This window comes from Bacillus sp. EU52, assembly GCF_037964975.1.
In the GTDB taxonomy this organism is placed as follows: Bacteria; Bacillota; Bacilli; order Bacillales; family Bacillaceae; genus Bacillus; species Bacillus subtilis.
The window spans coordinates 624554-650168 of record NZ_CP150177.1 but is presented as its reverse complement, the minus strand read 5'-3'; the positions used below and the strand labels follow the sequence as shown (position 1 = coordinate 650168).

Annotated in this window: 22 protein-coding genes; 10 read left to right on the top strand and 12 right to left on the bottom strand. The window is 43.1% G+C overall.

Annotated features, from left to right (window positions below; all coding sequences use genetic code 11):
* The first annotated feature begins 54 nt into the window (after positions 1-54).
* The 7 genes from NSU05_RS03405 (at position 55) to NSU05_RS03375 (ending at position 6044) form a co-directional block, all read left to right on the top strand.
* On the top strand, positions 55-342 hold the full coding sequence (locus tag NSU05_RS03405) for a hypothetical protein (RefSeq protein WP_339204463.1): 288 nt from the start codon (positions 55-57) through the stop codon (positions 340-342).
* Positions 343-379: 37 nt separating this feature from the next.
* Positions 380-1789: a GABA permease gene (gabP, locus tag NSU05_RS03400; protein WP_003233998.1), complete on the top strand. Its 1410-nt coding sequence runs from the start codon at positions 380-382 to the stop codon at positions 1787-1789.
* Between the two features lie 151 nt (positions 1790-1940).
* Entirely contained in the window at positions 1941-3482 is a 1542-nt protein-coding gene (cotA, locus tag NSU05_RS03395; protein WP_014479048.1) for an outer spore coat copper-dependent laccase CotA, read from the top strand.
* A 98-nt stretch (positions 3483-3580) separates the two neighbouring features.
* Positions 3581-4570, top strand: coding sequence for a DUF4003 domain-containing protein (locus tag NSU05_RS03390; protein ID WP_339204461.1), 990 nt, complete (start codon positions 3581-3583; stop codon positions 4568-4570).
* A gap of 12 nt (positions 4571-4582) precedes the next feature.
* Positions 4583-5404 (top strand): alpha/beta hydrolase, encoded by an 822-nt coding sequence (locus NSU05_RS03385; RefSeq protein WP_038428511.1) that lies wholly within the window; start codon positions 4583-4585, stop codon positions 5402-5404.
* A gap of 82 nt (positions 5405-5486) precedes the next feature.
* Entirely contained in the window at positions 5487-5696 is a 210-nt protein-coding gene (locus tag NSU05_RS03380; protein ID WP_003234008.1) for a cold-shock protein, read from the top strand.
* A 189-nt stretch (positions 5697-5885) separates the two neighbouring features.
* Positions 5886-6044, top strand: a complete 159-nt coding sequence (locus NSU05_RS03375; protein WP_029726582.1) for a hypothetical protein — start codon at positions 5886-5888, stop codon at positions 6042-6044.
* Between the two features lie 33 nt (positions 6045-6077).
* Here NSU05_RS03375 and NSU05_RS03370 read toward each other — a convergent pair whose 3' ends face one another.
* The gene (locus NSU05_RS03370; RefSeq protein ID WP_038428510.1) at positions 6078-7124 is read right to left on the bottom strand and encodes a PD40 domain-containing protein; all 1047 of its coding nucleotides are present in this window, start codon (positions 7122-7124) and stop codon (positions 6078-6080) included.
* Between the two features lie 65 nt (positions 7125-7189).
* The gene (gene walM, locus NSU05_RS03365; protein WP_003234013.1) at positions 7190-7561 is read right to left on the bottom strand and encodes a cell wall metabolism protein WalM; all 372 of its coding nucleotides are present in this window, start codon (positions 7559-7561) and stop codon (positions 7190-7192) included.
* 436 nt (positions 7562-7997) lie between these two features.
* Here walM and bdhA point away from each other — a divergent pair, with 436 nt between their 5' ends.
* Positions 7998-9038 carry a (R,R)-butanediol dehydrogenase gene (bdhA, locus tag NSU05_RS03360; RefSeq protein WP_003234015.1) on the top strand — a complete coding sequence of 347 codons (1041 nt, stop codon included), beginning with the start codon at positions 7998-8000 and terminating at the stop codon, positions 9036-9038.
* A 47-nt stretch (positions 9039-9085) separates the two neighbouring features.
* On the opposite strand, the gene iolT is transcribed toward bdhA, so the two are convergent.
* Positions 9086-10507 (bottom strand): myo-inositol transporter IolT, encoded by a 1422-nt coding sequence (iolT, locus tag NSU05_RS03355; protein WP_029726584.1) that lies wholly within the window; start codon positions 10505-10507, stop codon positions 9086-9088.
* Positions 10508-11078: 571 nt separating this feature from the next.
* Here iolT and NSU05_RS03350 point away from each other — a divergent pair.
* Positions 11079-12104: a potassium channel family protein gene (locus NSU05_RS03350; RefSeq protein ID WP_003242752.1), complete on the top strand. Its 1026-nt coding sequence runs from the start codon at positions 11079-11081 to the stop codon at positions 12102-12104.
* A 47-nt stretch (positions 12105-12151) separates the two neighbouring features.
* Here the strand turns inward: NSU05_RS03350 and NSU05_RS03345 are convergent, their stop codons facing one another.
* The 7 genes from NSU05_RS03345 to gutB all read right to left on the bottom strand — a co-directional run bounded on the left by NSU05_RS03345 (position 12152) and on the right by gutB (position 19471).
* Positions 12152-13123: an SPFH domain-containing protein gene (locus NSU05_RS03345; protein WP_038428509.1), complete on the bottom strand. Its 972-nt coding sequence runs from the start codon at positions 13121-13123 to the stop codon at positions 12152-12154.
* Between the two features lie 30 nt (positions 13124-13153).
* On the bottom strand, positions 13154-13918 hold the full coding sequence (locus NSU05_RS03340) for a YgcG family protein (RefSeq protein WP_038428508.1): 765 nt from the start codon (positions 13916-13918) through the stop codon (positions 13154-13156).
* On the bottom strand, positions 13918-14943 hold the full coding sequence (locus tag NSU05_RS03335) for a TFIIB-type zinc ribbon-containing protein (RefSeq protein ID WP_038428507.1): 1026 nt from the start codon (positions 14941-14943) through the stop codon (positions 13918-13920). Before NSU05_RS03335 ends, NSU05_RS03340 begins: the two co-directional genes overlap by 1 nt.
* A 65-nt stretch (positions 14944-15008) precedes the next feature.
* The gene (locus NSU05_RS03330) at positions 15009-15692 is read right to left on the bottom strand and encodes a PspA/IM30 family protein (protein WP_038428505.1); all 684 of its coding nucleotides are present in this window, start codon (positions 15690-15692) and stop codon (positions 15009-15011) included.
* A gap of 195 nt (positions 15693-15887) precedes the next feature.
* Complete coding sequence (locus NSU05_RS03325; RefSeq protein ID WP_038428504.1) at positions 15888-16850, bottom strand: carbohydrate kinase; 963 nt, start codon at positions 16848-16850, stop codon at positions 15888-15890.
* Between the two features lie 94 nt (positions 16851-16944).
* Positions 16945-18336 (bottom strand): MFS transporter, encoded by a 1392-nt coding sequence (locus tag NSU05_RS03320; protein WP_038428502.1) that lies wholly within the window; start codon positions 18334-18336, stop codon positions 16945-16947.
* A 73-nt stretch (positions 18337-18409) separates the two neighbouring features.
* Positions 18410-19471 (bottom strand): sorbitol dehydrogenase, encoded by a 1062-nt coding sequence (gutB, locus tag NSU05_RS03315; RefSeq protein WP_038430000.1) that lies wholly within the window; start codon positions 19469-19471, stop codon positions 18410-18412.
* Positions 19472-19672: 201 nt separating this feature from the next.
* Between gutB and gutR the strand changes: the two genes are divergently transcribed.
* Entirely contained in the window at positions 19673-22162 is a 2490-nt protein-coding gene (gutR, locus tag NSU05_RS03310) for a glucitol operon transcriptional regulator GutR (protein WP_038428501.1), read from the top strand.
* Between the two features lie 99 nt (positions 22163-22261).
* Here the strand turns inward: gutR and NSU05_RS03305 are convergent, their stop codons facing one another.
* Positions 22262-23257: a YqiA/YcfP family alpha/beta fold hydrolase gene (locus tag NSU05_RS03305; protein ID WP_038428500.1), complete on the bottom strand. Its 996-nt coding sequence runs from the start codon at positions 23255-23257 to the stop codon at positions 22262-22264.
* Positions 23258-23947: 690 nt separating this feature from the next.
* The gene (gene groL, locus NSU05_RS03300; RefSeq protein WP_021481338.1) at positions 23948-25579 is read right to left on the bottom strand and encodes a chaperonin GroEL; all 1632 of its coding nucleotides are present in this window, start codon (positions 25577-25579) and stop codon (positions 23948-23950) included.
* Between the last annotated feature and the right edge of the window lie 36 nt (positions 25580-25615).

Below are 25615 nucleotides of genomic sequence, written 5' to 3'. Positions count from 1 at the left end.
CACATTTTCCTATTATTATCTTACAAAGCTGATCCGCAGTGGGTCTACAGAAACATGATTCACCCGCCACAGAAAAATAGTGACGAAGGAACACTTTTTCTCTCATCCAATTTATTTGCTCCGCCAAAAAGCCCATCAGATCCAATGACACCAGCGCTTCTCGCATTCTATCGAATTGTAAATAGTACACAAAATCACACAGCAAATAAAAAACGAAACATTTTTTCCACACATTCGCTGAAAGCGCAAACAAAACACTACAAATTTGAAATAAAACGTTATATTTTCTCACATGAATTTTCGACAAACTGTATATTTATGATAGAGTTTCAATTATCATAATATTCAGTAATGATTGCATTTTAAAAGGAGGTAACTTATGAACCAATCTCAATCAGGATTAAAAAAGGAATTAAAGACCCGCCATATGACAATGATTTCGATTGCCGGTGTAATCGGAGCCGGCCTATTTGTAGGCAGCGGTTCAGTGATTCACTCGACCGGTCCGGGTGCCGTTGTTTCTTACGCGTTAGCCGGATTATTGGTGATTTTTATTATGAGAATGCTCGGTGAGATGTCTGCCGTAAACCCGACGAGCGGATCGTTTTCTCAATACGCTCACGACGCCATCGGACCGTGGGCAGGATTTACAATCGGCTGGCTGTACTGGTTTTTCTGGGTGATCGTCATCGCGATCGAAGCCATTGCCGGTGCTGGCATTATTCAATACTGGTTCCATGATATTCCGCTGTGGCTGACAAGTTTGATCTTGACCATTGTGCTCACCCTGACAAACGTCTACTCCGTTAAGTCTTTCGGTGAGTTTGAATATTGGTTCTCCCTCATTAAAGTTGTGACTATCATTGCTTTTCTAATCGTTGGTTTTGCCTTTATTTTTGGCTTTGCACCGGGCAGTGAGCCAGTCGGTTTTTCGAATCTTACAGGCAAAGGCGGATTTTTCCCGGAGGGCATCAGCTCCGTATTGCTCGGCATTGTCGTTGTCATCTTCTCTTTTATGGGAACTGAAATCGTTGCCATTGCAGCAGGGGAAACATCCAACCCGATCGAATCTGTGACAAAAGCCACCAGATCCGTTGTATGGCGCATCATCGTCTTTTACGTGGGCTCAATCGCCATTGTCGTGGCGCTGTTGCCATGGAATTCAGCAAATATTTTAGAAAGCCCTTTCGTCGCTGTACTTGAGCATATAGGAGTGCCGGCAGCCGCACAGATTATGAACTTTATCGTCCTCACAGCCGTACTCTCTTGCCTGAATTCAGGTTTGTATACCACATCCAGAATGCTGTATTCACTAGCAGAAAGAAACGAAGCGCCGCGCCGTTTTATGAAATTGAGCAAAAAAGGCGTTCCCGTACAAGCCATTGTGGCCGGGACATTTTTCTCTTATATCGCGGTCGTAATGAACTATTTTTCACCGGATACCGTCTTTTTATTCTTAGTCAACTCATCAGGCGCAATCGCTTTACTCGTCTATCTTGTCATCGCTGTTTCCCAGCTGAAAATGCGGAAAAAACTCGAAAAAACAAACCCGGAAGCATTGAAGATCAAAATGTGGCTCTTCCCTTTCCTAACCTACTTGACCATCATCGCCATTTGCGGAATTTTAGTGTCCATGGCGTTTATTGATTCCATGAGAGACGAGCTGCTGCTGACAGGCGTCATCACGGGAATCGTTCTGATTTCTTACCTTGTGTTCAGAAAACGCAAGGTGAGCGAGAAAGCGGCTGCCAACCCAGTCACACAGCAGCAGCCCGATATCCTGCCTTAATGCTGATCAAATCCTAAACGGCCTGCCGTTTAGGATTTTGTTATTTTCTTCTTCGGGCGGGCTGCAGCACGAAGATTTTTTGTAACCATCACGTCCTTATTGTCATTAACTATAGTACCAATTTGGAAAATTTAGATAAGGACAGATGAAAATGACACTTGAAAAATTTGTGGATGCTCTCCCAATCCCAGATACACTAAAGCCAGTACAGCAATCAAAAGAAAAAACATACTACGAAGTCACCATGGAGGAATGCACCCATCAGCTCCATCGCGATCTCCCTCCAACCCGCCTGTGGGGCTACAACGGCTTATTTCCGGGGCCGACCATTGAGGTTAAAAGAAATGAAAACGTATATGTAAAATGGATGAATAACCTTCCTTCCACGCATTTCCTTCCGATTGATCACACCATTCATCACAGTGACAGCCAGCATGAAGAGCCAGAGGTAAAGACTGTTGTTCATTTACACGGCGGCGTCACGCCAGATGATAGTGACGGGTATCCGGAGGCTTGGTTTTCCAAAGACTTTGAACAAACAGGACCTTATTTCAAAAGAGAGGTTTATCATTATCCAAACCAGCAGCGCGGGGCTATATTGTGGTATCACGATCACGCCATGGCGCTCACCAGGCTAAATGTCTATGCCGGACTTGTCGGTGCATATATCATTCATGACCCAAAGGAAAAACGCTTAAAACTGCCTTCAGACGAATACGATGTGCCGCTTCTTATCACAGACCGCACGATCAATGAGGATGGTTCTTTGTTTTATCCGAGCGCACCGGAAAACCCTTCTCCGTCACTGCCTAATCCTTCAATCGTTCCGGCTTTTTGCGGAGAAACCATACTCGTCAACGGGAAGGTATGGCCATACTTGGAAGTCGAGCCGAGGAAATACCGATTCCGTGTCATCAACGCCTCCAATACAAGAACCTATAACCTGTCACTCGATAATGGCGGAGAGTTTATTCAGATTGGTTCAGATGGAGGGCTCCTGCCGCGATCTGTTAAACTGAATTCTTTCAGCCTTGCGCCTGCTGAACGTTATGATATCATCATTGACTTCACAGCATATGAAGGAGAATCGATCATTTTGGCAAACAGCGCGGGCTGCGGCGGTGACGTCAATCCTGAAACAGATGCGAATATCATGCAATTCAGAGTCACAAAACCATTGGCACAAAAAGACGAAAGCAGAAAGCCGAAGTACCTCGCCTCATACCCTTCGGTACAGCATGAAAGAATACAAAACATCAGAACGTTAAAACTGGCAGGCACCCAGGACGAATACGGCAGACCCGTCCTTCTGCTTAATAACAAACGCTGGCACGATCCCGTCACAGAAGCACCAAAAGTGGGCACAACTGAAATATGGTCCATTATCAACCCGACACGCGGAACACATCCGATTCACCTGCATCTAGTCTCCTTCCGTGTATTAGACCGGCGGCCGTTTGATATCGCCCGTTATCAAGAAAGCGGGGAATTGTCCTATACCGGTCCGGCTGTCCCGCCGCCGCCAAGTGAAAAGGGCTGGAAAGACACCATTCAAGCGCATGCAGGTGAAGTCCTGAGAATCGCGGCGACATTCGGTCCGTACAGCGGACGATACGTATGGCATTGCCATATTCTAGAGCATGAAGACTATGACATGATGAGACCGATGGATATAACAGATCCCCATAAATAACCCGACAAACTTGCCTCTAGCAGGCAAGTTTTTTCCTTATGAAACCTTTGGCCCTATTTATCGTATTACGTAAAAACAGCAAAAAGGAGCTGCTTTTTATGCTGACACACGACCTACATGAAAAAATAAAGCAATACATTTCCATTTATGCTGAATTAAAATCAAAATTAAAATGGAAAGTTTCACACGATCAGATATTAATGCTCATTTCTTCTGCATATATTGTGAATAAAAGAGAGTTTGATTTTCAGCGCTTTTATGATTTGAGCAGCTATATCAAATCAAACATCGGCAGCTTCTCAACACTCAATTCACACCACCGCTTTACTGTTGCATCTATTCTGGACATTCATTTTCAGCATGAGGCAAAACAAACATTTCATACTTTTATCGATGTATACAATGAAATGGTGAAGCTAGGATATAAGCGGGATATGTTCACATACCTTTCCACTCTGATCTTGCTCACCGGCAAATCTGAAACGACAAACCAAAAAGAACAGATGAACATGGGGCTAGCAGTTTATCAGCAGATGAAGAAAAATCATTATTTCCTCACTTCAACTCAGAATGTTCCGCTTGCCATACTGCTTGGAGAAAACGGAAAAGGTTTGCAGGCGCTACAGAAGGTGGAAACATGCTATCAGCTGCTGGCAGCCAACGGCTTTAAAAAAGGACAGTACTTACATCAGGTCAGCCATATTCTGGCCTTGCAAAGTGAAAAAGAGCCCGAAATGCTGGTTTCCGCTTGCAAACAGATATATCAATCAATCACTGAATCTGTCAAAAAACCAAAGGATTATCATTATCCAGACCTTGCTCTCCTCACATTTCTGGAAGAGCCAGATATCAAAACCGTTTTGTGCATCACTGACGAATTAAACCAGGAAAAAGCTTTTAAATGGCAGAAGGAAATGAATTTTAAAATTGCTGTCAGCCTCTATCTCAGTGAGCATATGGAGAAAAATCTGCTGATGGAATCAGGACTATACACCGCTATCGAAACAGCCATTCAAGCGCAGCAGGCAGCCGCGACAGCTGTCATCATCAGCTCAACAGCAGCCAGCCATACTCATGATGGAAACTAAAGGAGGAGAAACATGCCATACATCACATTAGAAGATCAGACACGCCTTTACTATGAAACACACGGGAGCGGGACGCCGATCCTGTTTATACATGGGGTGCTGATGAGCGGACAATTTTTCCACAAACAATTTTCGGCGCTTTCTGCCAATGCCAATTATCAATGTATTCGTCTTGATCTTAGAGGACACGGCGAATCTGACAAAGTGCTTCACGGCCACACCATTTCCCAATATGCCCGTGACATAAGGGAATTTCTAAATGCAATGGAGCTTGACCATGTCGTTCTTGCCGGCTGGTCAATGGGCGCTTTTGTCGTATGGGATTATCTCAATCAATTTGGGAATGATAATATTCAAGCCGCTGTGATCATCGATCAATCCGCTTCCGACTATCAATGGGAGGGCTGGGAACACGGTCCATTTGATTTTGACGGCTTAAAAACAGCGATGCACGCCATTCAAACTGACCCGCTGCCTTTCTACGAAAGCTTCATCCAGAATATGTTCGCAGAACCGCCTGCCGAGACCGAAACAGAATGGATGCTGGCAGAAATCCTCAAACAGCCGGCTGCCATTTCTAGCACGATTTTATTTAACCAAACGGCCGCTGATTACCGGGGCACCCTCCAAAACATCAATGTGCCGACATTGCTGTGCTTCGGGGAAGACAAGAAATTTTTCTCTACAGCAGCTGGAGAACACTTGCGCAGCAATATTCCGAACGCGACACTCGTTACCTTTTCTAAAAGCAGCCATTGCCCGTTTTTAGAAGAGCCAGATGCTTTTAACAGCACACTCCTCTCCTTTTTAGATGGGGTTATTGGAAAGTCATAAAGAAAAAGGAATTAGGAGATTAGGGAAAAGTATGAGACAATAAGAAATGTGCAGTAAAATACATGAGGGAAGAAGTGACTTTATGTCTTACTATAACAAACGAAATCAAGAACCGCTGCCAAAAGAAGATGTGAGTACTTGGGAATGCACAAAAGAAGACTGTAATGGCTGGACCCGAAAAAACTTCGCCAGCAGTGATACGCCATTGTGCCCTTTGTGCGGAAGTAAAATGGTCGACGGCATCCGTTCATTAGTGAATCTCCAAAACAACAGCCAAACGAAAACAAGCTAGTTCTTCCCTATAACAAATGCAGTCTCCTGCAAGCAAACAAACTCCGAACGGAGACAAAATTCTATATTTCAGAATAAAAACCTCTCATTGCAAGAGGCCAAATACGAAGAAAGAAGCCCAAAACTGTAAACGTTTAGGGCTTTTTTGTCTGCTTTAATGGTATAATATGGATATAAGAGGAGTGATAACGTGATCTCAAACCAGCAGCAAAAAGACTTGAAAAAAAGAGCTGCGTTCAAAAAGCTGAATGTTGCAATGAACTCATATGTTGAACTTCTGTTTTTGTCAGTACCTCTGATTCATATCTTTAAATGGCTCGAATCATTAGCCCTGCACCTCATCCATTAAAAAAGTCACTCAGCTTATGCCGAGTGGTTTTTATTAGTTAATCACAGAAAAGCTGTTGATGATGCCGTTCGGATTTTCCCATACTTTTTTGAAGGTCTTATTTTCAAGGCTATAGGAATAAATCGTCCGCACCTTAGCTTCACGCCCTGTTTCGTCCTTCAGCTTTTTAGCCCCCTTGGCTTCGGCAAGAAAATAAATGTTCTTTCCATCCTTAGAGAACTGAGGCTGTGCGTCAATTAACAGCTTAAATGATTTTTGATTTGAGATGATGCTTTCATATTTTTTCGTATCCGCATTGAGCATTTGAATAGAAGCGGTTTGCTCCGTTCCTTTTTGCGTATATGATGTGAATAAAATACGTTTATCATCATCAGAAACAGCAATATCGCTGATAAATTGGTTCAGGCTTTTCAGCTCATTAAAATTATGTTGGCGGCCTTCCGCAAAATGAATCGTTGTCGGTTCGGGGTCGATGCCCTTTTCGTTTGCTTCATCTGTTTTCTTGTAGTCTTCTTCTACAGAATAATGAAGCAATACAAATGAATCATTTTTTTGGTTATAAAAGAAGCTGCTGACGGTGTTATCCTGATCATTAGCGGCAGGATAAAGATTTTTGTACTTTTTCGTTTTCAGATCAAAAGCGGCGATCCGAAAATTGCTTTCGTCCGCTTTTCCTAAGCGGAAATAGATGGTTGAACGGTCCTTTGATAAAAACAAACTGTCCGCACTCTCCGCGCCTTTATAAAGCACCGTCTTTTTATTAGACTTTAGATCCAATTTAAAAAGCCTCATTTCATTCTGTTCATTATTGCCCGTATAATAGAGCACCTGCTGTTTTTGATCCAAGGCAAATGCCGGATAGCTGGTCAGCTTCTCCTCATGGATCACCTTGTCATTTTCATAATACTTTGTCAGCAGATCCGTATCTGTAATTGAAACCAGCAGCTCATCACCGCTTTCGGTATTGACTGAAACATCAGCAGCCTTCTCATGGCCTTTATCCTTTGCAAGATAAAACGCAACCCCCGCGGCAGCTGCCGCTATTATCACTGCTAATAATAATATGATTCTTTTTTTCATCTTTTATCTCCACCAATAGAAAAAGCAAGAATGTGACTTCTTGCTTTCCAGATTATATATGTACATTAATAGCTGTAATGCCCCGCTACTTTACCTTTGCTTAATGGATATCCAAGCGCTTTAAACGCTTTAGGGCTAACATCCAGCACTGCATTAGGCATTCTGCCAACATCATTTTTATAAACCGTAATCACCTTTTTAGGCTTCGCTTTTGCATAAGCTCTGATTTTTGTCCCGTTTCTAGGAACATCAAATCCGATTTTGGTCGCACAATCCCAATGTCCAAGTTTCTTACCTGAAGAGCCTTTTTTCCCGACTCCATTATACCAAGTAATATTTCCGTTCACATGTTTCGCACTGGCATCTGATGAAAAACTAAAAGCTCCCAAAGTACTTCCTACTAAGATAAAAGCGGCTAAAATGACTTTCTTCAACATTTCGTCCCCCTGTTTGTTAACATCTAGGAAGATTATACACGATCAACCAGCTATTTTTTATTTCAATATCCTTACAGTAATGTTACAAAGTCAAAAAAGTTACTCTGCTAAAATAAACCATGGAAGATTATCCTATTATAATAGCAGTATTAGCGTTATAATTATTGATAGAGTAGTTGTCGCATTCAATATGAACGAACCATTACCGTATTGTTCAAACCAAATTCATAGCTATGTAAACGATTGATACTCTCATATAAAGAAAAAAGAGTGTGCGAGACCCTTTTTTCTTTAAAGTTTCTTTTTTCAAAAAAACGTAGATTATATTATATAAAAATTTCATTTCTTTTTTGGTTTTAAAAATGGCGATTTTGTGAACAGTTCATATTGACCGGTGCGGAATTACTCACATCAAAAGTTATAGGAGTGGTAATCCATGAAGGCAGCAAGATGGCATAACCAAAAGGATATCCGTATTGAACATATCGAAGAGCCAAAAACGGAGCCGGGAAAAGTAAAGATCAAAGTCAAATGGTGCGGCATCTGCGGAAGTGATTTACACGAATATCTGGGCGGCCCGATCTTTATTCCGGTTGACAAACCGCACCCATTAACAAATGAAACGGCACCTGTCACAATGGGGCATGAATTCTCCGGTGAAGTTGTCGAAGTCGGAGAAGGCGTTGAAAATTATAAAGTTGGAGACCGCGTTGTAGTCGAGCCGATTTTTGCTACACACGGCCACCAAGGCGCCTACAACCTTGATGAACAAATGGGATTCCTCGGCTTAGCCGGCGGAGGCGGCGGTTTCTCTGAATACGTCTCTGTGGATGAAGAGCTTTTGTTCAAACTTCCTGATGAATTATCATATGAACAAGGCGCGCTCGTTGAACCTTCTGCAGTTGCTCTATACGCTGTCCGCTCAAGCAAACTCAAAGCAGGCGACAAAGCGGCTGTATTCGGCTGCGGCCCGATCGGACTTCTTGTCATTGAAGCGCTGAAGGCTGCCGGTGCAACTGATATTTACGCTGTTGAGCTTTCTCCTGAACGCCAGCAAAAAGCTGAGGAGCTTGGCGCGATCATCGTTGATCCGTCTAAAACAGACGATGTAGTCGCTGAGATTGCAGAACGTACAGGAGGCGGTGTTGACGTAGCATTCGAAGTCACTGGTGTCCCAGTGGTGTTACGACAAGCCATCCAGTCCACTACAATTGCCGGTGAAACCGTCATCGTCAGCATTTGGGAAAAAGGTGCTGAAATCCATCCGAACGATATCGTAATCAAAGAACGTACAGTAAAAGGAATTATCGGATACCGCGACATCTTCCCGGCTGTATTGTCATTAATGAAAGAAGGCTATTTCTCAGCCGACAAACTCGTAACGAAAAAAATCGTACTAGATGATTTGATCGAGGAAGGCTTCGGGGCTCTTATTAAAGAGAAAAGCCAAGTCAAAATCCTTGTCAGACCTAACTAATTTGAAACCAAAAAGAATCCGCACTCGGGTGCGGATTCTTTTTTTAATTATCCAATCACTTCAGCCCCAGAATCCTTCTTTGCCCCGCCGTGATCATAAGCGCGGAAGTTTTCCTCCAGCTGCTCAAGCGAAAGACCTTTCGTTTCCGGTAAAAACTTCTTCACAAACAGGACTGAGCAAATTCCTAATCCAACGAAGATAAAGAACGTTGTGGACAGCCCGATAGCTGCCAGCAATATCGGAAACGTGAAACTGACTGCAAAATTCACCATCCACAGACAGAATACCGTAACACCCATTCCCAGTCCGCGAAGGCGAAGCGGGAAAATTTCAGATAGCATCAGCCAAGTCACTGGTGAAATGGCGCCCTGCTGAAAAGCAAGAAATGTGACCGTTAATGACAGGACTACATACGGAAGTGCCGGTGATCCTTCAAGTACAAGTGAGAATATCCCGATCAGCAATAATGCTGTTGTCGTACCGATCAAGCCTGTCATCAGCATCGGCCGGCGCCCCACTCTTCCCAGCAGCCAGATTCCGACGAATGTTGCCAATACCGAAATCACGCCATTCGCAATATTTCCGATTAAAGCGGCTTCCGTTTGGAAACCGGAATTTCTTAGAATTTCAGTCCCATAATACATTATCGAATTCACACCTGTAATTTGCTGTACAATCGCAATCCCTAATCCAATAAACACAATACGGCGCACCCATGGGACCGAAAGATCTTTAAACGTCGCTTTTTCAAGCTGATCTTCTTTTTTGAAAGCGAATTCAATTTCTTGCAGCTCAGCTGCTGCCCGTTTTTCGTCCCTGATTTTTTTCAATACACGCAAAGCATCTTCTTTTCTTCCTTTAGAAACAAGCCAACGGGGACTCTCGGGCATTCTGATCATGCCGAAAAACAGGAACACGGCTGGAAGTGACGCAATGACCAGCATAAACCTCCACACATGGGAGTTGTCTCCCATTGTTGTTCCAAGGATCGCATTAAAAACAAAGGCCAAAAGCTGTCCTGATACAATCATCAATTCGTTCTGCGTCACCATCCGTCCCCTGCTTTCCACAGGAGACATCTCTGCTAAATAGGCAGGCACCGTTACGGATGCACCCCCAACCGCAATACCGAGCACAAAACGGGAAATAATCATGACCGTAACATTTGGTGCAAACGTGCACCCAATCGTTGAAATAAAAAATATAACAGCGAGGAACAAAATATTTTTGCGGCGGCCGTTAAAATCAGACATCCTGCCGCCAAACACAGCACCCAGTGCCGCTCCAAAAAGAAGTGAACTGGTGACAAGGCCCTCTGTGAAGGCATTGAGATTAAGCTGATCCGGCTCTCCCATATACGGCAAAGCTCCATTGAGCACACCGGTATCATAGCCAAAAAGAAGCCCGCCGAAAGTGGAGACTAAAATAATTGTACGTAAAAATGACATTTGATTGCCTTGTTTATTCATACTGTTTCCCCCAGTCTTTTTCAAAATGCGTATGTCAAAAACTTATTCCAGGGCTGCTGCCTTCCTCACATTTCGTAAGCAGGCTTCAGAAAATAGTTGTTCATGTTTTTATCCAATAACCTCATAACCTTCCCTTCTTCTTAGCATGTCAGTCCTGATGGAAGCGATTTCATTTCTCGCTAAAAGAACAATGGTCATTTCTTTGTGCATAACCTTGTAAATTTGGAATTTAATAGTCACTTGATAGTTTAATTGTAGTGATATGATAGTGACATTTTTGTTATATCTGATATTATCATAATTATAAAAACGCTTTCAGTCAATATAAATTTCTGAAAATTTTTTACTCTATAAAAGGAAAATCACCAATTCAAGGGGAAAATGAACGTTTTTCTTCATAAAAATGTGTGAATCAAGTCAAAAATCCTGTGATTTTCTGTTCATATCGATAAATGAGTAAGTTTTGGGTAACTTCATCTAAAATCAAACATTCGTTCAATTGTTTCAGACTTAGGATAAAAGGAAATAGAGAAGAAAATAAAAGAAGGCTGACTTAAGGGAGGCAACCAAAATGAATGAGGGTTATATCATTGCAGGCCTTTTATTATTGACAGCAGGGATGATTGATTTTTTATGGACCACGTTATGGTTAGAGAGCGGTGCCGGCCCGATCACAAGATGCCTGTCTGCCTGGCTGTGGAAGGGCTGCCGCAAAATCAGCGGTGACCACGCAAAGGTTCTAAGTATGGCTGGTCCTCTGCTGTTATGCCTGACGTTAGTGATATGGATCAGTCTATTTTGGAGCGGGTGGGTTTTGATTTACTCGAGTGACCCTCACTCACTTATGGAAACTCAATCAAAAGAACCGGCTTCCTGGTCAGACCGAATTTATTTTTCCGGCTATGTCATGTTTACATTAGGAAATGGCGACCTCGCTCCGAACGGAGGCCTATGGAAGCTTGTCACGATTATTGAAACAGCTCAAGGACTGCTTACCATCACGTTTTCTGTCACGTATTTGATTTCCGTCTTGAGTGCGGTTAATCAAAAACGCTCCTTTGCCCAAAGTGTATTAAGTCTAGGACATGACGGAACAGAAATCGTCCATAATGCATGGAATGGCAAAGATTTTCACGACATTGATTTTCTTCTTGTCGCTGCCTCATCAGAACTGGGAAAGCTGACCGCTCAGCATAACGCCTTCCCCATCCTTCATTTTTACCACAGCACGCAGCATCAGGAATCATCCATTATAGCTGTTGCTGTATTGGATGAGGCTCTAACCATTTTCAAATACGGAATTCCTGAACAATATCAGCCGAATCAGCTTCACATCAAAGAAGCGCGCTCAAGTATCAAAAACTACCTGGATACCGTTCATACTGCCTATATCCATCCTGCAGAACAAGCGCCGCCGGAACCAGACATCTCAAAGCTTCAACAATCAGGCATACCGGCTTTATCAAAGCAAACATTTCAAATTGCCGTCAATTCAATAAAGGAACGTCGTCAATTGCTGCTGGGAATTATCCAAGCGGGTGCTCGAAAATGGCCTGTTCAGGAGCAAGCAATAGGTAACGCTTATTCTCCTAAATAAAAAAGTCCGGAGTGTCTGATCACTCCGGACTTTTCACTGTATGATTCTTATACAAGCTTCTGGCCGCAATTCGGACAAAAATTGGCTTCACCCGTTTTTGTTCCGCAATTTGGACAGAAATTCGGTTTGCTTCCGCTGCCAGTTGACTGTGGGCCTGATGACTGTGCCTGCTGATTCTGATTCATTTGGCTCATCATCTGATTGGCCATATTCATTCCCATCATCATTCCAGCCATATCCGAAGCCGCTCCGCCTCCGCTCATCTTTCCGGATGCCATTCCATCCGTCATTGATATTTGCTGGTATCTGTTCACATCCCCAACCATACCGTAGGAAGCGTTCTTTGTAATCATATCTTGAACCTCTTGAGGATAATTAAAGCTCATGATTTGAAAACCAGTGACTGTCATTCCGTCGCTTATTAATTGCATATCTAAGTCCTCTTGAATTCCCTTGGCAATATCAAAAGCGTTTGCTTGAAGATTAAACATATCTTTCCCTTCTCTTGTGATCCACTTCATGAGAAGCTGATCCAGAATAGAAATGATACGGGTTTTAATATCCTCTACAAAATATTGATCTTTCACGCCAGCGATTTTATCAATCAGGCTGATATAGTCCTGCACCTTGAAATTAAATGTGCCGTTTGCGCGAATGGGCATCCCGCCTGGCATTCCCGCTGCCGGAATATTTATCGCCTGTTTTGTTCCCCATCTTACGGTAAATTCCTTCGTATTGACAAACAGTACCTCAGCTCGCATGCCGCTGTTAAAGCCAAACTTAAAGCCCTTTAACGTTGAAAGGAATGGAATAATTTCTGATTCAATATCATAATCGCCATCATCTTGAAAGACTCCTTCAACCCGCCCATTGTTCAAAAAGACAGCATCCTGTCCGGGACGAATGATTAAACGGCTCCCTTTTTTGATTTCACGATTGTTCCATTTATAAAAAATCATATCATCTCTAAATTCTTCCCACTCTACTACATTCGCTAATTGATTTCTGAAAAACGACATTACGCCTCTCCCTTTCTCTATTTCTTACATTTAAAAACTGCCCCGGCTCCCACTGTATAACGTGCCGCCTTTCGTAACACCGCCATCGCTGCCGCTGTCTTTATCTGATGGTTTTCTTTCTCTTGTTACAGTCGTTCTAATATAAGTGTCGTATTGATCAATCACATCAGACGTACGCTGATCCATATATGTATTTCCATTAACCGTTACTTTGCCGCCTGCATGATAAAGCATGATTGAAACCGCAATTCCCCCGACTGCGATGGCAGCAATCAGCTGAAACCACCATGTAAAGAATATGTTGTCGGGGTTTACTCCCGGTTTTATGCCCATATCTTTATAGGAAAGCTGAATATATGTCTCAAAAGCTTCAAAATAATTTTCATTGGATAAATCAGATGAAATCGTATTTCTGATGCTATTGAGCCTGCTGTTGTCCAAATACTGTTCGGCTTTTTTGAAGCCTGCGATAAACACTTCTCTGTTTGTCATATCAATGGTCAGAATGGCTGTACTGCCTTTTCCGTAACGATCATAAAAATCGCCGGTATAGTCTGCAATATCTTCACCGTTTGTGCTTTTGGTCGTAATAATGATGAAATCAGTGTCCCTCTTTGCACCCAGCTCTGCCGAGAGAGATTCAAGTTTTCCGATCTCCGCTTTTGACAATAGATGAGCGCGATCGTACACATGCTGCTGTGATTCAGAAGCTCTTGCCGCTTCGATCCCCAGTAAAGGCATCATGATGAAAACAGCCAGCACAACAAAGATCGCTTTTCCAAAAAATCCACGCATCAAAATCCGCCTCCCATCATCAATGAGACGAGCTTCAACGCAAGAAATGTCCCGCCTGCTATTCCGCTAAACCATGCCGCCACTTTTCCTCGACTGATCGGCGGCTTTCCAACAACCTTTCCTGTTTGCCCGTTCATCGCAAAGATATGCTCCGCTCTTTCATAATCGTAACTGACCATCCAAACGGGAAGCAAAACGTAAAAGCTGTTCACGTTTTTCGTGTGAATATGTTTGTCCCTCACATTGACTGATGTATATCCGGAAAAAGTAGAATGGATGTATGAATCTATATAACTGCTGATTTTCTCTTTTGCCCTCGGAAAAAGCTCCTCATCGGTATAATTGTACTTTTCCGCAATATAACCGGCCAAATATGCCGTTTGAAAGTCCTTCAGCTCTTCGTATGAATAAGGCTCCAATTTGTCCATTAATTCGTCTTTCATTTTTTCAGAGGCATCGACAGGGATTTTCAAATAATCGAGATTGATATCACGAAACGCTTCAAAGTGCTCTGTTTCCGTGCAAATATAATCCCCTTCTTCATATTGATGGACTCTGGTACAGTTTGCTCTCACCTGTACTTCACTATTTAAATCAAACATCCAAAACGGAATATACATGCCGGTGATGCTTTTAATGCGATCGGCAGACATGAAACCTCTTGGTGTCAGAAGGCCTTTTTTGCACCACTTTCGAAATGCCTGCTCCGCTTCTTGCTTGCTGATTGTAAATGGAATGACCTTCGCCGGCGCCAAATGTCCTGATAAACGATCGGCAAGTATTGCAGCACCTCCGCAGAAGCTGCACGTCGTTGCTGTCGTTTCAGCTTCCGTGATCAAAACGGCACCGCAGTTTTCACATTGATATTCTTTTGCTTCATCATCAGAAAACCGTGCCGCAATGTTTTCTTTCGGAAGGCTTTCAATATTGTCCTGTCTTCCGCAGCTGCTGCAGGATAACGAGCCGGTTTCACTGTCAAATGCCATATCACTGCCGCAGTTCGGACACTTATAAGATATTATCATTACCGTTCCCTCTCACATCTTATGATAAAATGACGCCGCAGCCGAAAGCTGCGGCCTCCTATGTATTACTTATCGAGCATCATTTTCGCTTTTAACGCCGCAAGTTCATCATCAACCTGGCTTGAACCGCCAGTGTCATACTTTGCAGTCAGATCAGCCATATCATCCTGCGGAGCGCTGTTCAGTTCAGCCATTGCATTGGCCTGATCAAGTGCCTTATTTACTTTGTCCTCCATTCGGCCGAATGCAGACATTGATTGGCTTGTACTTGAAACAGAAGCGCCCAGTTTGTTCATTCTTTCTTGCGTTTTCGCTACTGCCCACTTCGCCTTGATCATATTTTTACGTGCTTCCAGCTCTCCAATGTCAGATACCAATTTGTCATGCATCTTTCTCATCTGTGCGGCATTGGTTGCAGCAATTTGATTCGCCGCCTGCAGCTCAGAAAGCTTTGACTCCAAAGATGTTTTTCTTTCAAGGAACTTTCTCGCATCGCCCTCATTCCCGGCTTGCAGCGCCTTCATTGCATAGCTTTCCATCTTTTCCATATCCGCCTGGCATTCGTGATATTCTCTTTTTGCTCTCTGCTCCTCGGCCATAACAGCTGCTGTTTCTGCCTTAACCTTAGCCAAATCGCTATTCATATTTCTTAAATATTGATCTACCATTTTCTCCGGATTTTCAGCCTTGTCCAATAAAGCATTGATATTCGCAGACATAATATCTTTAAATCTTCCAATTATACTCATTATATCGATCCTCCTAAAGCTAATTCGGTAACCCTTGTTACATATACTATCTATTATCGTTAAAAGTTTCACTTTTTTAATAAAAAATGACATTTCAAACAGAAAATATACAACTTTTTACCTGAACAAAAATGTAAGCAATAAAAAAAGATGCCCCCAAAAGTCCAAAGACTTTCAAGAAACATCTTCAATGATTTACAAAGAAACTTCGATCTCATCCAAGCTCGGCAGTGCATCAATCGCTCCAATTTTAGTGCACACAAGAGCTCCGACCTTATTGGCAAACGCCACAATCTCACGCAGTTTCACAAAATCAGCATCTACAGATTGAATCTGATCCGTATTTGCCAATTGATATAAAGCCGCACCGGCAAAAGCATCTCCCGCCCCTGTTGAGTCAATTGATGTCACCGGAATGCTTGGAATGATTTCATGGTCTTTTCCATTGGAAAGAAGCGTTCCGCTTTTCCCAAGTGTCACAGCGACAATGTTGGCTCCGATCTCATGAAGGATCGCAACACCCTTTTCATGATCCTTCACACCGCTTATAATCTCAAGCTCCTCGTCACTGACTTTCACAAAATCACTTACAGCGATCGCTTTTTTCGCAACACTTACAAACTCTGAGACTCTTCCCCTCCATAAATCTTCACGGTAGTTAGGGTCAAACGAAATAAACTGTCCATTGTCTTTCGCACTCGACATCAGCCGTAAATAGGCTGAGCAAAACGGATCTGATAGCAGTGCCGTTGCAGAGCCGAAATGAAGGATTTTCGCTTCGTTTAGTTTTTCATGGTCAATATCCTCCAGCGTAAACAAAGCGTCCGCGCCTCTATTAAAAACAAAGTCACGCTCTCCATTTTGTTTTAATGAAACAAAAGCAAGCGTTGTAGGCGCTTTCTCATCCATCACCAGCATAGAGGTATCGACGTGTACAGCGTCCAATGTTTGCTTCAGAAAATACCCAAACGGATCCTTTCCTACTTTTCCGCTGAAAGCGGCGTCTCCTCCCAGCTTGGCAATTGCTGCCGACACATTCGCCGGTGCCCCGCCGGCACTTTTCAGGAATTGGCGCCCTTCCATTAAATCAACGTCAACATCGGTACAAAAGAAATCGATCAACAATTCCCCAATACAAACTACAGAATGACTACGCATATTATCACACTCATTTATAAAGTCTAGATTACAGTCTCAGTATATTACTTTCTGCCATAAATACAACATTGAATATTAAAAATTTTACATATATTTATCTCGCAGACCTTTGCTCCAGCTCAGAGATGATGTGTTTATATCTTTTTTCCGTTAAAGGATAGAAGGAGATAAGAATAATAGAAAGCAAAATGAAAAATCCCGGAATCAAAGCATTCATATTTTTAATCGCATTCAACGACGCAACTGTCTGGTCTGTATTCGCCACATACCCGGCGATTCCTAAGTAAATGGCCGAAAATGACCCGGCTAACGCAACACCCAGCTTATTAATAAAGCTCATGCTCGAAATCACAACACCATCCGCGCGAACTCCGGTTTTCCATTCCGCATAATCGACGCAATCCGCAACCATTCCCCAAGCAAGCGTATTTAAAGGCGTTGTGAAAAATCCCGAAACGAAAAGCCAAATGAAAATGAGTGTAATGGAAGAATACGGCGTAAAATGCAGGCCGGCATAAGAAATAAGCGATAGAGCTGCCGTGATGATCATGACTTGTTTTCTGCCCCACTTCTCAGAAAAGAAAGGAATAAACAAATTGCTGATCAGCGCTGCTCCGAAAAATAAAACGGTCCCCATAAATACGAACTCTTTATGGTTGACGTTATACGTAAAATAATACACCATCGTGCTGAGTTTAATATTAAACCCGATCGCAAAAGCCAAAAAGGATGAAATTAACATAAGCAAGGGTTTGTTTCGGAATAAAACTGATAATGTCTTTTTGATCCCTTGTTTTTTTCTCTTTTTAGGCTGAATTCGCTCCCGTACAGTAAAGAAACTAAATAGATTCAAAACGATGCTGACCGCCGCGTAGATGAGCGCCGTCATCTGAAATCCAAACGCCTGATCCTCTCCTCCGATAGCAGTTGCAAGCGGTGTCGCACAGGAAATGGATAAAAGAATGCCGATATACACCAAAATCATCCGGGTTGTGGTCAGAACCGTTCGCTCCTCCACAGAATTCGTCATCCGCCCCGTTAAGCTGTTCACCGGGATCGTTTGCATACTAAAGGACATCCCAAGCAGAATATAGGTGACGTACGCATATACCATATTTCCGGTCTCACCGAAATGAGGCGTCGTGAAACATAAGAATGTGAATAGCGCAAAAGGAAATGCCACCCACAGCAAATATGGCCTTGCTTTTCCCCACCTTGTATTCGTTTTATCTAAAATCAATCCCATGATCGGGTCAAAAATAGCATCCAGCACACGCACAACAAGAAACAAAGTTGCGATCACCGCAGGCTGAATGCCGCCGACGTCTGTATAATAAAATAATAAGTATGCGTTTACAAACTGAAAGATAATATTATACGACATATCACCGAATCCATAACCGATTCGTTCAAACCAGGACAGTCCGGTACTGGATTTTGACTGATGCTTCACTTTCATTGCCGTTACTTTTTCTGTTTCAATCATCATTTCCCACCCCAAGAATCCGTTTTCATTTCCAGTAAACAAGAGGGAGAATACGAAGATCCTCCCTGTTCACTCAGCGATTTGGATACACCATCACTTTTAAACATTCATTCTTAAATTGAAGCGCCCGCTCCATCGCATCTTGCGTCTGCTCCAGCGAATATTGGTCCGTTACTAGATGCTTCGTGTCCACAATGCCTGAAGCAAGAAATTCGATTCCCTTTGGATACGTATTGGCATAACGGAAGATCCCGTAAATATCAATCTCATTATCCGCAATAAACGGCACGTTGAGCGGAATCTCGTTCTGTGAAGGCAAACCGACAATCGCCAATTTTCCGCCCCGGCGCACAGAAGCCAGTGCGGATTGCAATGCCGCTGGATTCCCTGCTGTTTCCCAAGCAACATCAACGCCTCTATCATTCGTGATCGTTTTAATCTCTTCAAGTGCATCCTGTTCACGTATATTAATAATATGAGTCGCTCCCATTTTTCTCGCAGCTTCTAACCGCAGCGGCTCTAAGTCGGTGACAATGATTGTACCTGCCCCAAATGCTTTAGCTGCGGCAACAGCCATTAACCCAACAGGGCCCATCCCCATAATCGCAATCGTTGATCCGGGCTGAAGCTTCGTTCTGGCCGCCGCATGGATGCCGACAGAAAACGGCTCGATCAAAGCAGCATCTTCATAAGAAAGTGAGTCTGGGATTAAAAAAACAAAGTCCTGACGCATTTTAATATATTGGACAAACGCACCGTCTACCGGCGGTGTAGCCAAAAACTGTACATCCGGGCAAAGATTATAGCGCCCTTCTTTGCACGCTTCACAGCGTCCGCACGTAACACCCGGCTCTACAGCGACGCGGTCTCCCACCTTGAATTGATCGACAGATGATCCGACAGCGGCAATTTCACCCGCACATTCATGCCCAAGGATAAATGGTTTTTCCACAACATAGTTACCTATTCGGCCATTTGTATAGTAATGCAGATCAGATCCGCAAATTCCGACAGCCATCACCTTAATCAACACTTCATCATGATTGATGTCAGGCACAGGCAATGTTTCAATTTTGATCTCTCTTGTGTTGTGCATAACAGCCGCTTTCATGTTTTGAGGTACTGTGTGAGTCATTTGGCAAATTCCTTTCTTCAGAAAATAAAATGTAAGTGCATACATTTTTGTTTTCTCTGTTACTGCCCCCATTTTATCTGCTTTTCAAGACGTTCAACAGCCTTTTCTGCTGTATAAAAGGACAGCGGCACTGTACTTTTATTTTTTCATATACAAAAAACGCTGGATTGATAAAATAGTACTAATAGGAGGTGCAGGCTTATGGCTGAACTTGAAAACCGAAAACAATTTGCACAACTGCTGGCACCTGGCGTCAAAACGCTAAAACTTCATCCTGATTATAAAGTCAGAAGGAAAAAGAATGAAAAAACAGGACAGTCTTACATAGATAAAATCGCACTCCAGCTGGGAGTCTCCCCAAACACGATCAAAAGCTGGATCGGACAGATGGGGGCAAACTACATTCCCGGAAGAATCGACGACGGAAAACTGTTCGGAATGATCTGGATCATTCTCGAAAAGACCGACGTCGATATCGAGTGGTTGACCAACCTGCTGGAAACCACCACCATCCCAGTCATCAAACCCGCATTGCCTGTATGGGCAGCGTCTTGTTTGAAAAAGGCAAAAACACTGCGAAAAGACGGGTCATTCGGGGCTCCGAGTGAAGATGAAATTGAAAATGTAGTAAAACGGCTGTTTCATGACAGACCCGGCCATGAAACGAATGCGCTTACAGAACAGCCTATCACGCATAATTTACCCTCACGCTGGTCCGGACGCTTTATCGGACGCAGCTTTGATATGGAAGCGATACGGCAATGGATGCTTTCTCCTTCACCAGTCTGTTTAATCACCGGCTGGGCTGGTATGGGTAAAACCACAGTCGCTCTTGAAGCCGCCTATTCCTGTGTCGGCGATACTTCAGATTGGCCCGCATTCAACAGCATCATCTGGGTCAGCGCTGATTGGAAAGGAATGAGCTTTAGCGATTTTTTAAATACGATCGCCTATCAGCTCGGACGCACAGAACAAATCGATAAATCAATCAATGAAAAACGGTTTGTCGTCCGCAATGCGTTAGCCAATTACACTAGAGAAAAACCGATCCTGCTGATCGTTGACAGCATTGATACTGCAGAACGTGACATTCACGAATTTATCACAAGCCTTCCGCAAGGTGTGAAAGTCCTCCTCACAGCGCGGGAAAACGTAAAGCAAACCTATCGGGAAAGCTTCGGAGAAATGACAGCTATTCAGCTAAGCGGCCTTGACCAAACAGATGCCTTGGATTTTTTTCAGCAAGAAGTGCACCGATGCTTACAAACATGCAACATTCAAAATAAACGGGAAAAGCTGGAGCAGCTGTTACATCTATCATCTGACCTGAAAAACGAATTCATTTCAGCGACTGCCGGAAACCCGAAAGCCATGGCACTCAGCATTGCCTATATGTCAGACGATGACATCCCCGCGCAGCAGTTGATTCATGAGCTTGGAAAAGCAGGCTACTCACTGCTGGAATTGTTTGAATTCCTCTTTGGCCGCACCTGGGACAGATGCAATGAAGATACACGAAAGCTCTGGCAGACGCTTTGCTTTTTCAGCAAGCCGCCTGATGAAAAAAGCCTGGCGGCAGCAGCCGGATTAGACGCCCGCCGTTTTCATTACGCTATGGAACAAATGCGGTCATATGCGCTGATTCAGCCGGAACGAAGCGAAGGAAGGACACAATACTTAGCGCACCAAACCGTTGTCGCTTACGGAGAACAGCACTTGTCCGAACAGCACGAATATGAAAAAGAAGCCCGCAATCGCTGGGCGCACTATTATGTTGATTATGCCGAAACCCAATTAAAGCGGGAACAGCCCAACTCTATCTATTGGAGCTACCTGCTGGGACGGAACTTAGATCAAATGAAAAAAGAATGGCCAAACATCTTAAAGGTCATCCAATGGGCAAGTGAAACTGAACAAAAAGAAATCCTAATCGAACTCATCACCCGCATTAGCCATTTTCTAAGCAGAATCAACCTGCCCCTGCGAATCGAATACGGACGCAAAGCGGCCGACGCCGCCCATCACTTAGGCCAACACACACGAGAAGCGTACTTCCGAATCGACACAGCAGGCTGGGCTCTGATGGAAGTCAATGATTTAGACAGGGCCTTACAGCAAATAGAAGCCGGGCTGAGGATTCTGGAACAATCAGACGCTCACGATGCCTATGATCTAAAGGTTTGGGGACATGCACTCAAAGCAAGGCTGTTTTTAAAAGCCGGGCAACAGGAAAAAGCAGAGACCATTTTAAGCGAAATTGAAGATCAACCGATTTCCCCTACCATTCAACACAGAGTTCTATTGGTTCGCGGTGACTTAAGCTTTGCGAGAGGTCATCATGAAGAAGCAATTCAATTATACGAAGCGGCAAATGAAATCAGCTCCACGTACGGCGGCGAAAAAACGATAGAAGCCTATTTCAATCTGGGTGTCGCTTACGTGAAATGTGGTCAATTTGAGAAAGCGGAAGAAGCCTTTGAGCAAATGCTCTATGACAAACATAACGCCAATCAAGTTGAACTGATCTACTATCACTTCGGAATGGCGCAGCTGTTGTACCGTAAAGGAGAGAAAACGAAAGCGATGGAATCTAATCAGAAGGCGATTCGTTTGATTGATTCGTGGGAGCCTGCGATTGGGATTCGGGGTGAGGTGGAAGAACTGGCAATGGTGATTAAAGAAAACGACTAGTACGCATAGTAGTTCTGACAGCAATCTCACCCAGTTTCTTTATTATAAATAGAAAAGGCCAACTGAAGTTGCAGTTGGCCTTTTGTTTCTTATTAAGGTCTACAAATGTACTGAACCAGGTTTTCCCGTATTTATCCTTTCTCTTATAAAGGAAATCGTATCATTTGCCAGCTTTTTGCGACAAAGAACAATGCCGGAATGACCGCAATTATAGACATATCTTTTCGGTTTCTCCCAACTTTCCCATAAATAATCTGCATCTTTTAAGTCAATATACTGATCATGTTTAGCAGAAATCAGCAGAATGTTATCTTTATTAACTTTCGGCAAGGCTTGACTAGGATCTGTGATATTCCAATATTTTGTTAAATCTTCATAGGTCACACCATTTTGTTCTAATTCTTCTCTTATGAATTTACCTGGGATCGTGTTCCATATTGAATAAGAAAGGCGATTGGCATAAAAGATTGATACCACTACATCAATTTGAGATTCTAGGGTAGCAATTAGATTAGTGATCCATCCCCCTAAACTTACCCCCACTATGATAACAGGGCCTTTTTTATTTGCTTTTATCCAGTGAATTAATGCCCGTAAATCTACAATGGCCTGTCTTGTCGACTCAATTGTACGATCAATATTCGCACTAATCATCAACTCGCCACTATACAGTGAATTTTCCGGTTCTCTTTCAAAATGGTATGGAAGAGAATAATAATACATGTTCCAGCCTAAATCGTTCATTATACGCTTATGAAATATTCTTTTGATCCTATTGTACGATTCCATGCGCCAGCCGTGTACAAAGATAACATTGGGTTGATCTATATCATTTTTATGTAAAAAAACCTCCCCTTTTAAAGTATCATTAACAGGATTCCCAGTTTGAATTAAGGATTCATAACGAAATGTTCCAACCCTATACTTTTTTTTAGATTCATTCAAATCAATTGAAACATCAGCTATATTCGCACTGTAAAATTCCTCTCTATCATCGATATCGGCTGCAATAGCAGCAGAAAAATGTTTATCTTTGCTTCTTTTTCTGTGTAAATCATATAAAGCCAAGCGATCTATCATTTCTGAAAAATGCACTATTAAGTCCTCCTTGGTAATCATAAAAAACTAATATTAGATTTAATAATTGGAATGTCGGTCTCCATAGAGTCGGGATGAATATTATCAAGATGTTGGTGGAAGAACCTAACTACACCGACAGTGAATTTTTGAGAATCAGATTATTCTGCCGTTCTATATCTTTAACATACATCGTCTTAGTAGCTAAAAAGCAGCACAAATAGACATTTTAATAGGATTTCTCTTTGGCAATGTACTCCTTAGGGAAACTTCTAAGAGTGTTGGTGACACTATTTATTTAGAAAACTGGGGCTTTTTTGTCTGTATGAGAGGATACCATCTCCTGTCTGCAATAGGGAGAGAAGTAACAGAGGTTTGGACGAAAAATTTTTAAACCCTTTTTATAATCATAACAGAAATGCAGTTTACTGAAGTTACAGTAAGCCGTTTATCAAAGAAGACGTAAACAGGAATCTGAGCCGGTAGAATTTTGTATTTTGGTCAATTGAATAGTTCATATCGGGATTATCAAAACTATTGAAAATCGATATAGAACAGTGCTGAAAAAATCAAACTACGAAAGACAGAAAAAAAGAAGCTTCTCACAAGTTCAGTGAACTCATGAGAAGCCTCGAAAAGTTATAAAGGGCATCAAAAATGACGTCCGTTGCCGACAACCCCTTGTAAATCAAGGGTTTTTTGTCGGTATTACATCATACCACCCATACCGCCCATGCCGCCCATATCAGGCATTCCGCCGCCAGCGTTTTCTTCTGGCTTGTCAGCGACAACGGCTTCAGTTGTTAAGAACATTGCAGCTACAGACGCAGCGTTTTGAAGAGCTGAGCGTGTAACTTTCGTTGGGTCAACGATACCTTTTTCGATCATGTTTACCCATTCGCCAGTTGCAGCGTTGAAGCCTACGCCGATTTCTTCGTTTTTGAGGCGTTCAACGATGACAGATCCTTCAAGACCAGCATTGTGTGCGATTTGACGGATTGGCTCTTCAAGCGCGCGAAGCACGATGTTGATACCTGTTTGAGCATCGCCTTCAGCTTCAACTGCAGCGACTTTATTATATACGTTTACAAGCGCTGTACCACCACCGGATACGATGCCTTCTTCAACAGCTGCGCGAGTTGAGTTCAGGGCGTCTTCGATGCGAAGTTTACGCTCTTTCAGCTCAGTTTCAGTCGCAGCGCCGACTTTGATGACAGCTACGCCGCCAGCAAGTTTAGCAAGACGCTCTTGTAATTTTTCTCTGTCGAATTCAGAAGTTGTTTCTTCCACTTGAGCGCGGATTTGAGTCACGCGGGCAGAAATTTTGTCTGTTTCGCCAGCGCCTTCAACGATTGTTGTGTTTTCTTTAGTAACGACAACTTTAGAAGCGCGTCCCAATTGAGCGATTTGAGTAGATTTCAGGTCAAGGCCAAGATCTTCTGTGATGACTTCTCCGCCAGTAAGGACAGCGATGTCTTCAAGCATTGCTTTACGGCGGTCACCGAAGCCAGGAGCTTTAACAGCCACTGCGTTGAATGTGCCGCGAAGTTTGTTCACAACAAGTGTTGCAAGTGCTTCGCCTTCAACATCCTCAGCGATCAGAAGCAATGGTTTGCCTTGCTGAACAACCTGCTCAAGCACAGGAAGGATTTCTTGAATGTTTGTGATTTTTTTATCTGTGATTAAGATGTAAGGATTGTCAAGAACCGCTTCCATCTTATCAGAGTCAGTTACCATGTAAGGAGACGCATATCCGCGGTCGAATTGCATACCTTCAACAACTTCAAGCTCAGTTGTGAAGCCTTTAGACTCTTCGATTGTGATAACGCCGTCGTTTCCTACTCGCTCCATTGCTTCAGCGATAAGGCTTCCGACTTCCTCATCAGCAGCAGAGATCGCAGCAACCTGAGCGATAGACTCTTTGCCTTCGATTGGCTTAGAAATTTCTTTTAAGTTTTCGATCGCAACCGATACAGCTTGTTCCATCCCTTTACGCACGCCTACAGGGTTAGCGCCTGCTGTTACGTTTTTAAGGCCTTCACGGATCATTGCTTGCGCAAGAACTGTTGCAGTTGTTGTACCGTCACCGGCAACGTCGTTTGTTTTGCTGGCTACTTCAGCAACAAGCTTAGCACCCATGTTTTCAAACGCGTCTTCTAGCTCGATTTCTTTAGCGATTGTTACACCGTCATTTGTGATTAACGGAGAACCGAATTTTTTCTCTAGAACCACGTTGCGTCCTTTTGGTCCTAAAGTTACTTTAACAGCATCAGCAAGTGCATCGACACCGCGAAGCATTGCGCGGCGAGCTTCTTCACTAAACTTAATTTCTTTTGCCATGTTTACAAGACCTCCTCAAATGTTTTAAGTATTGTT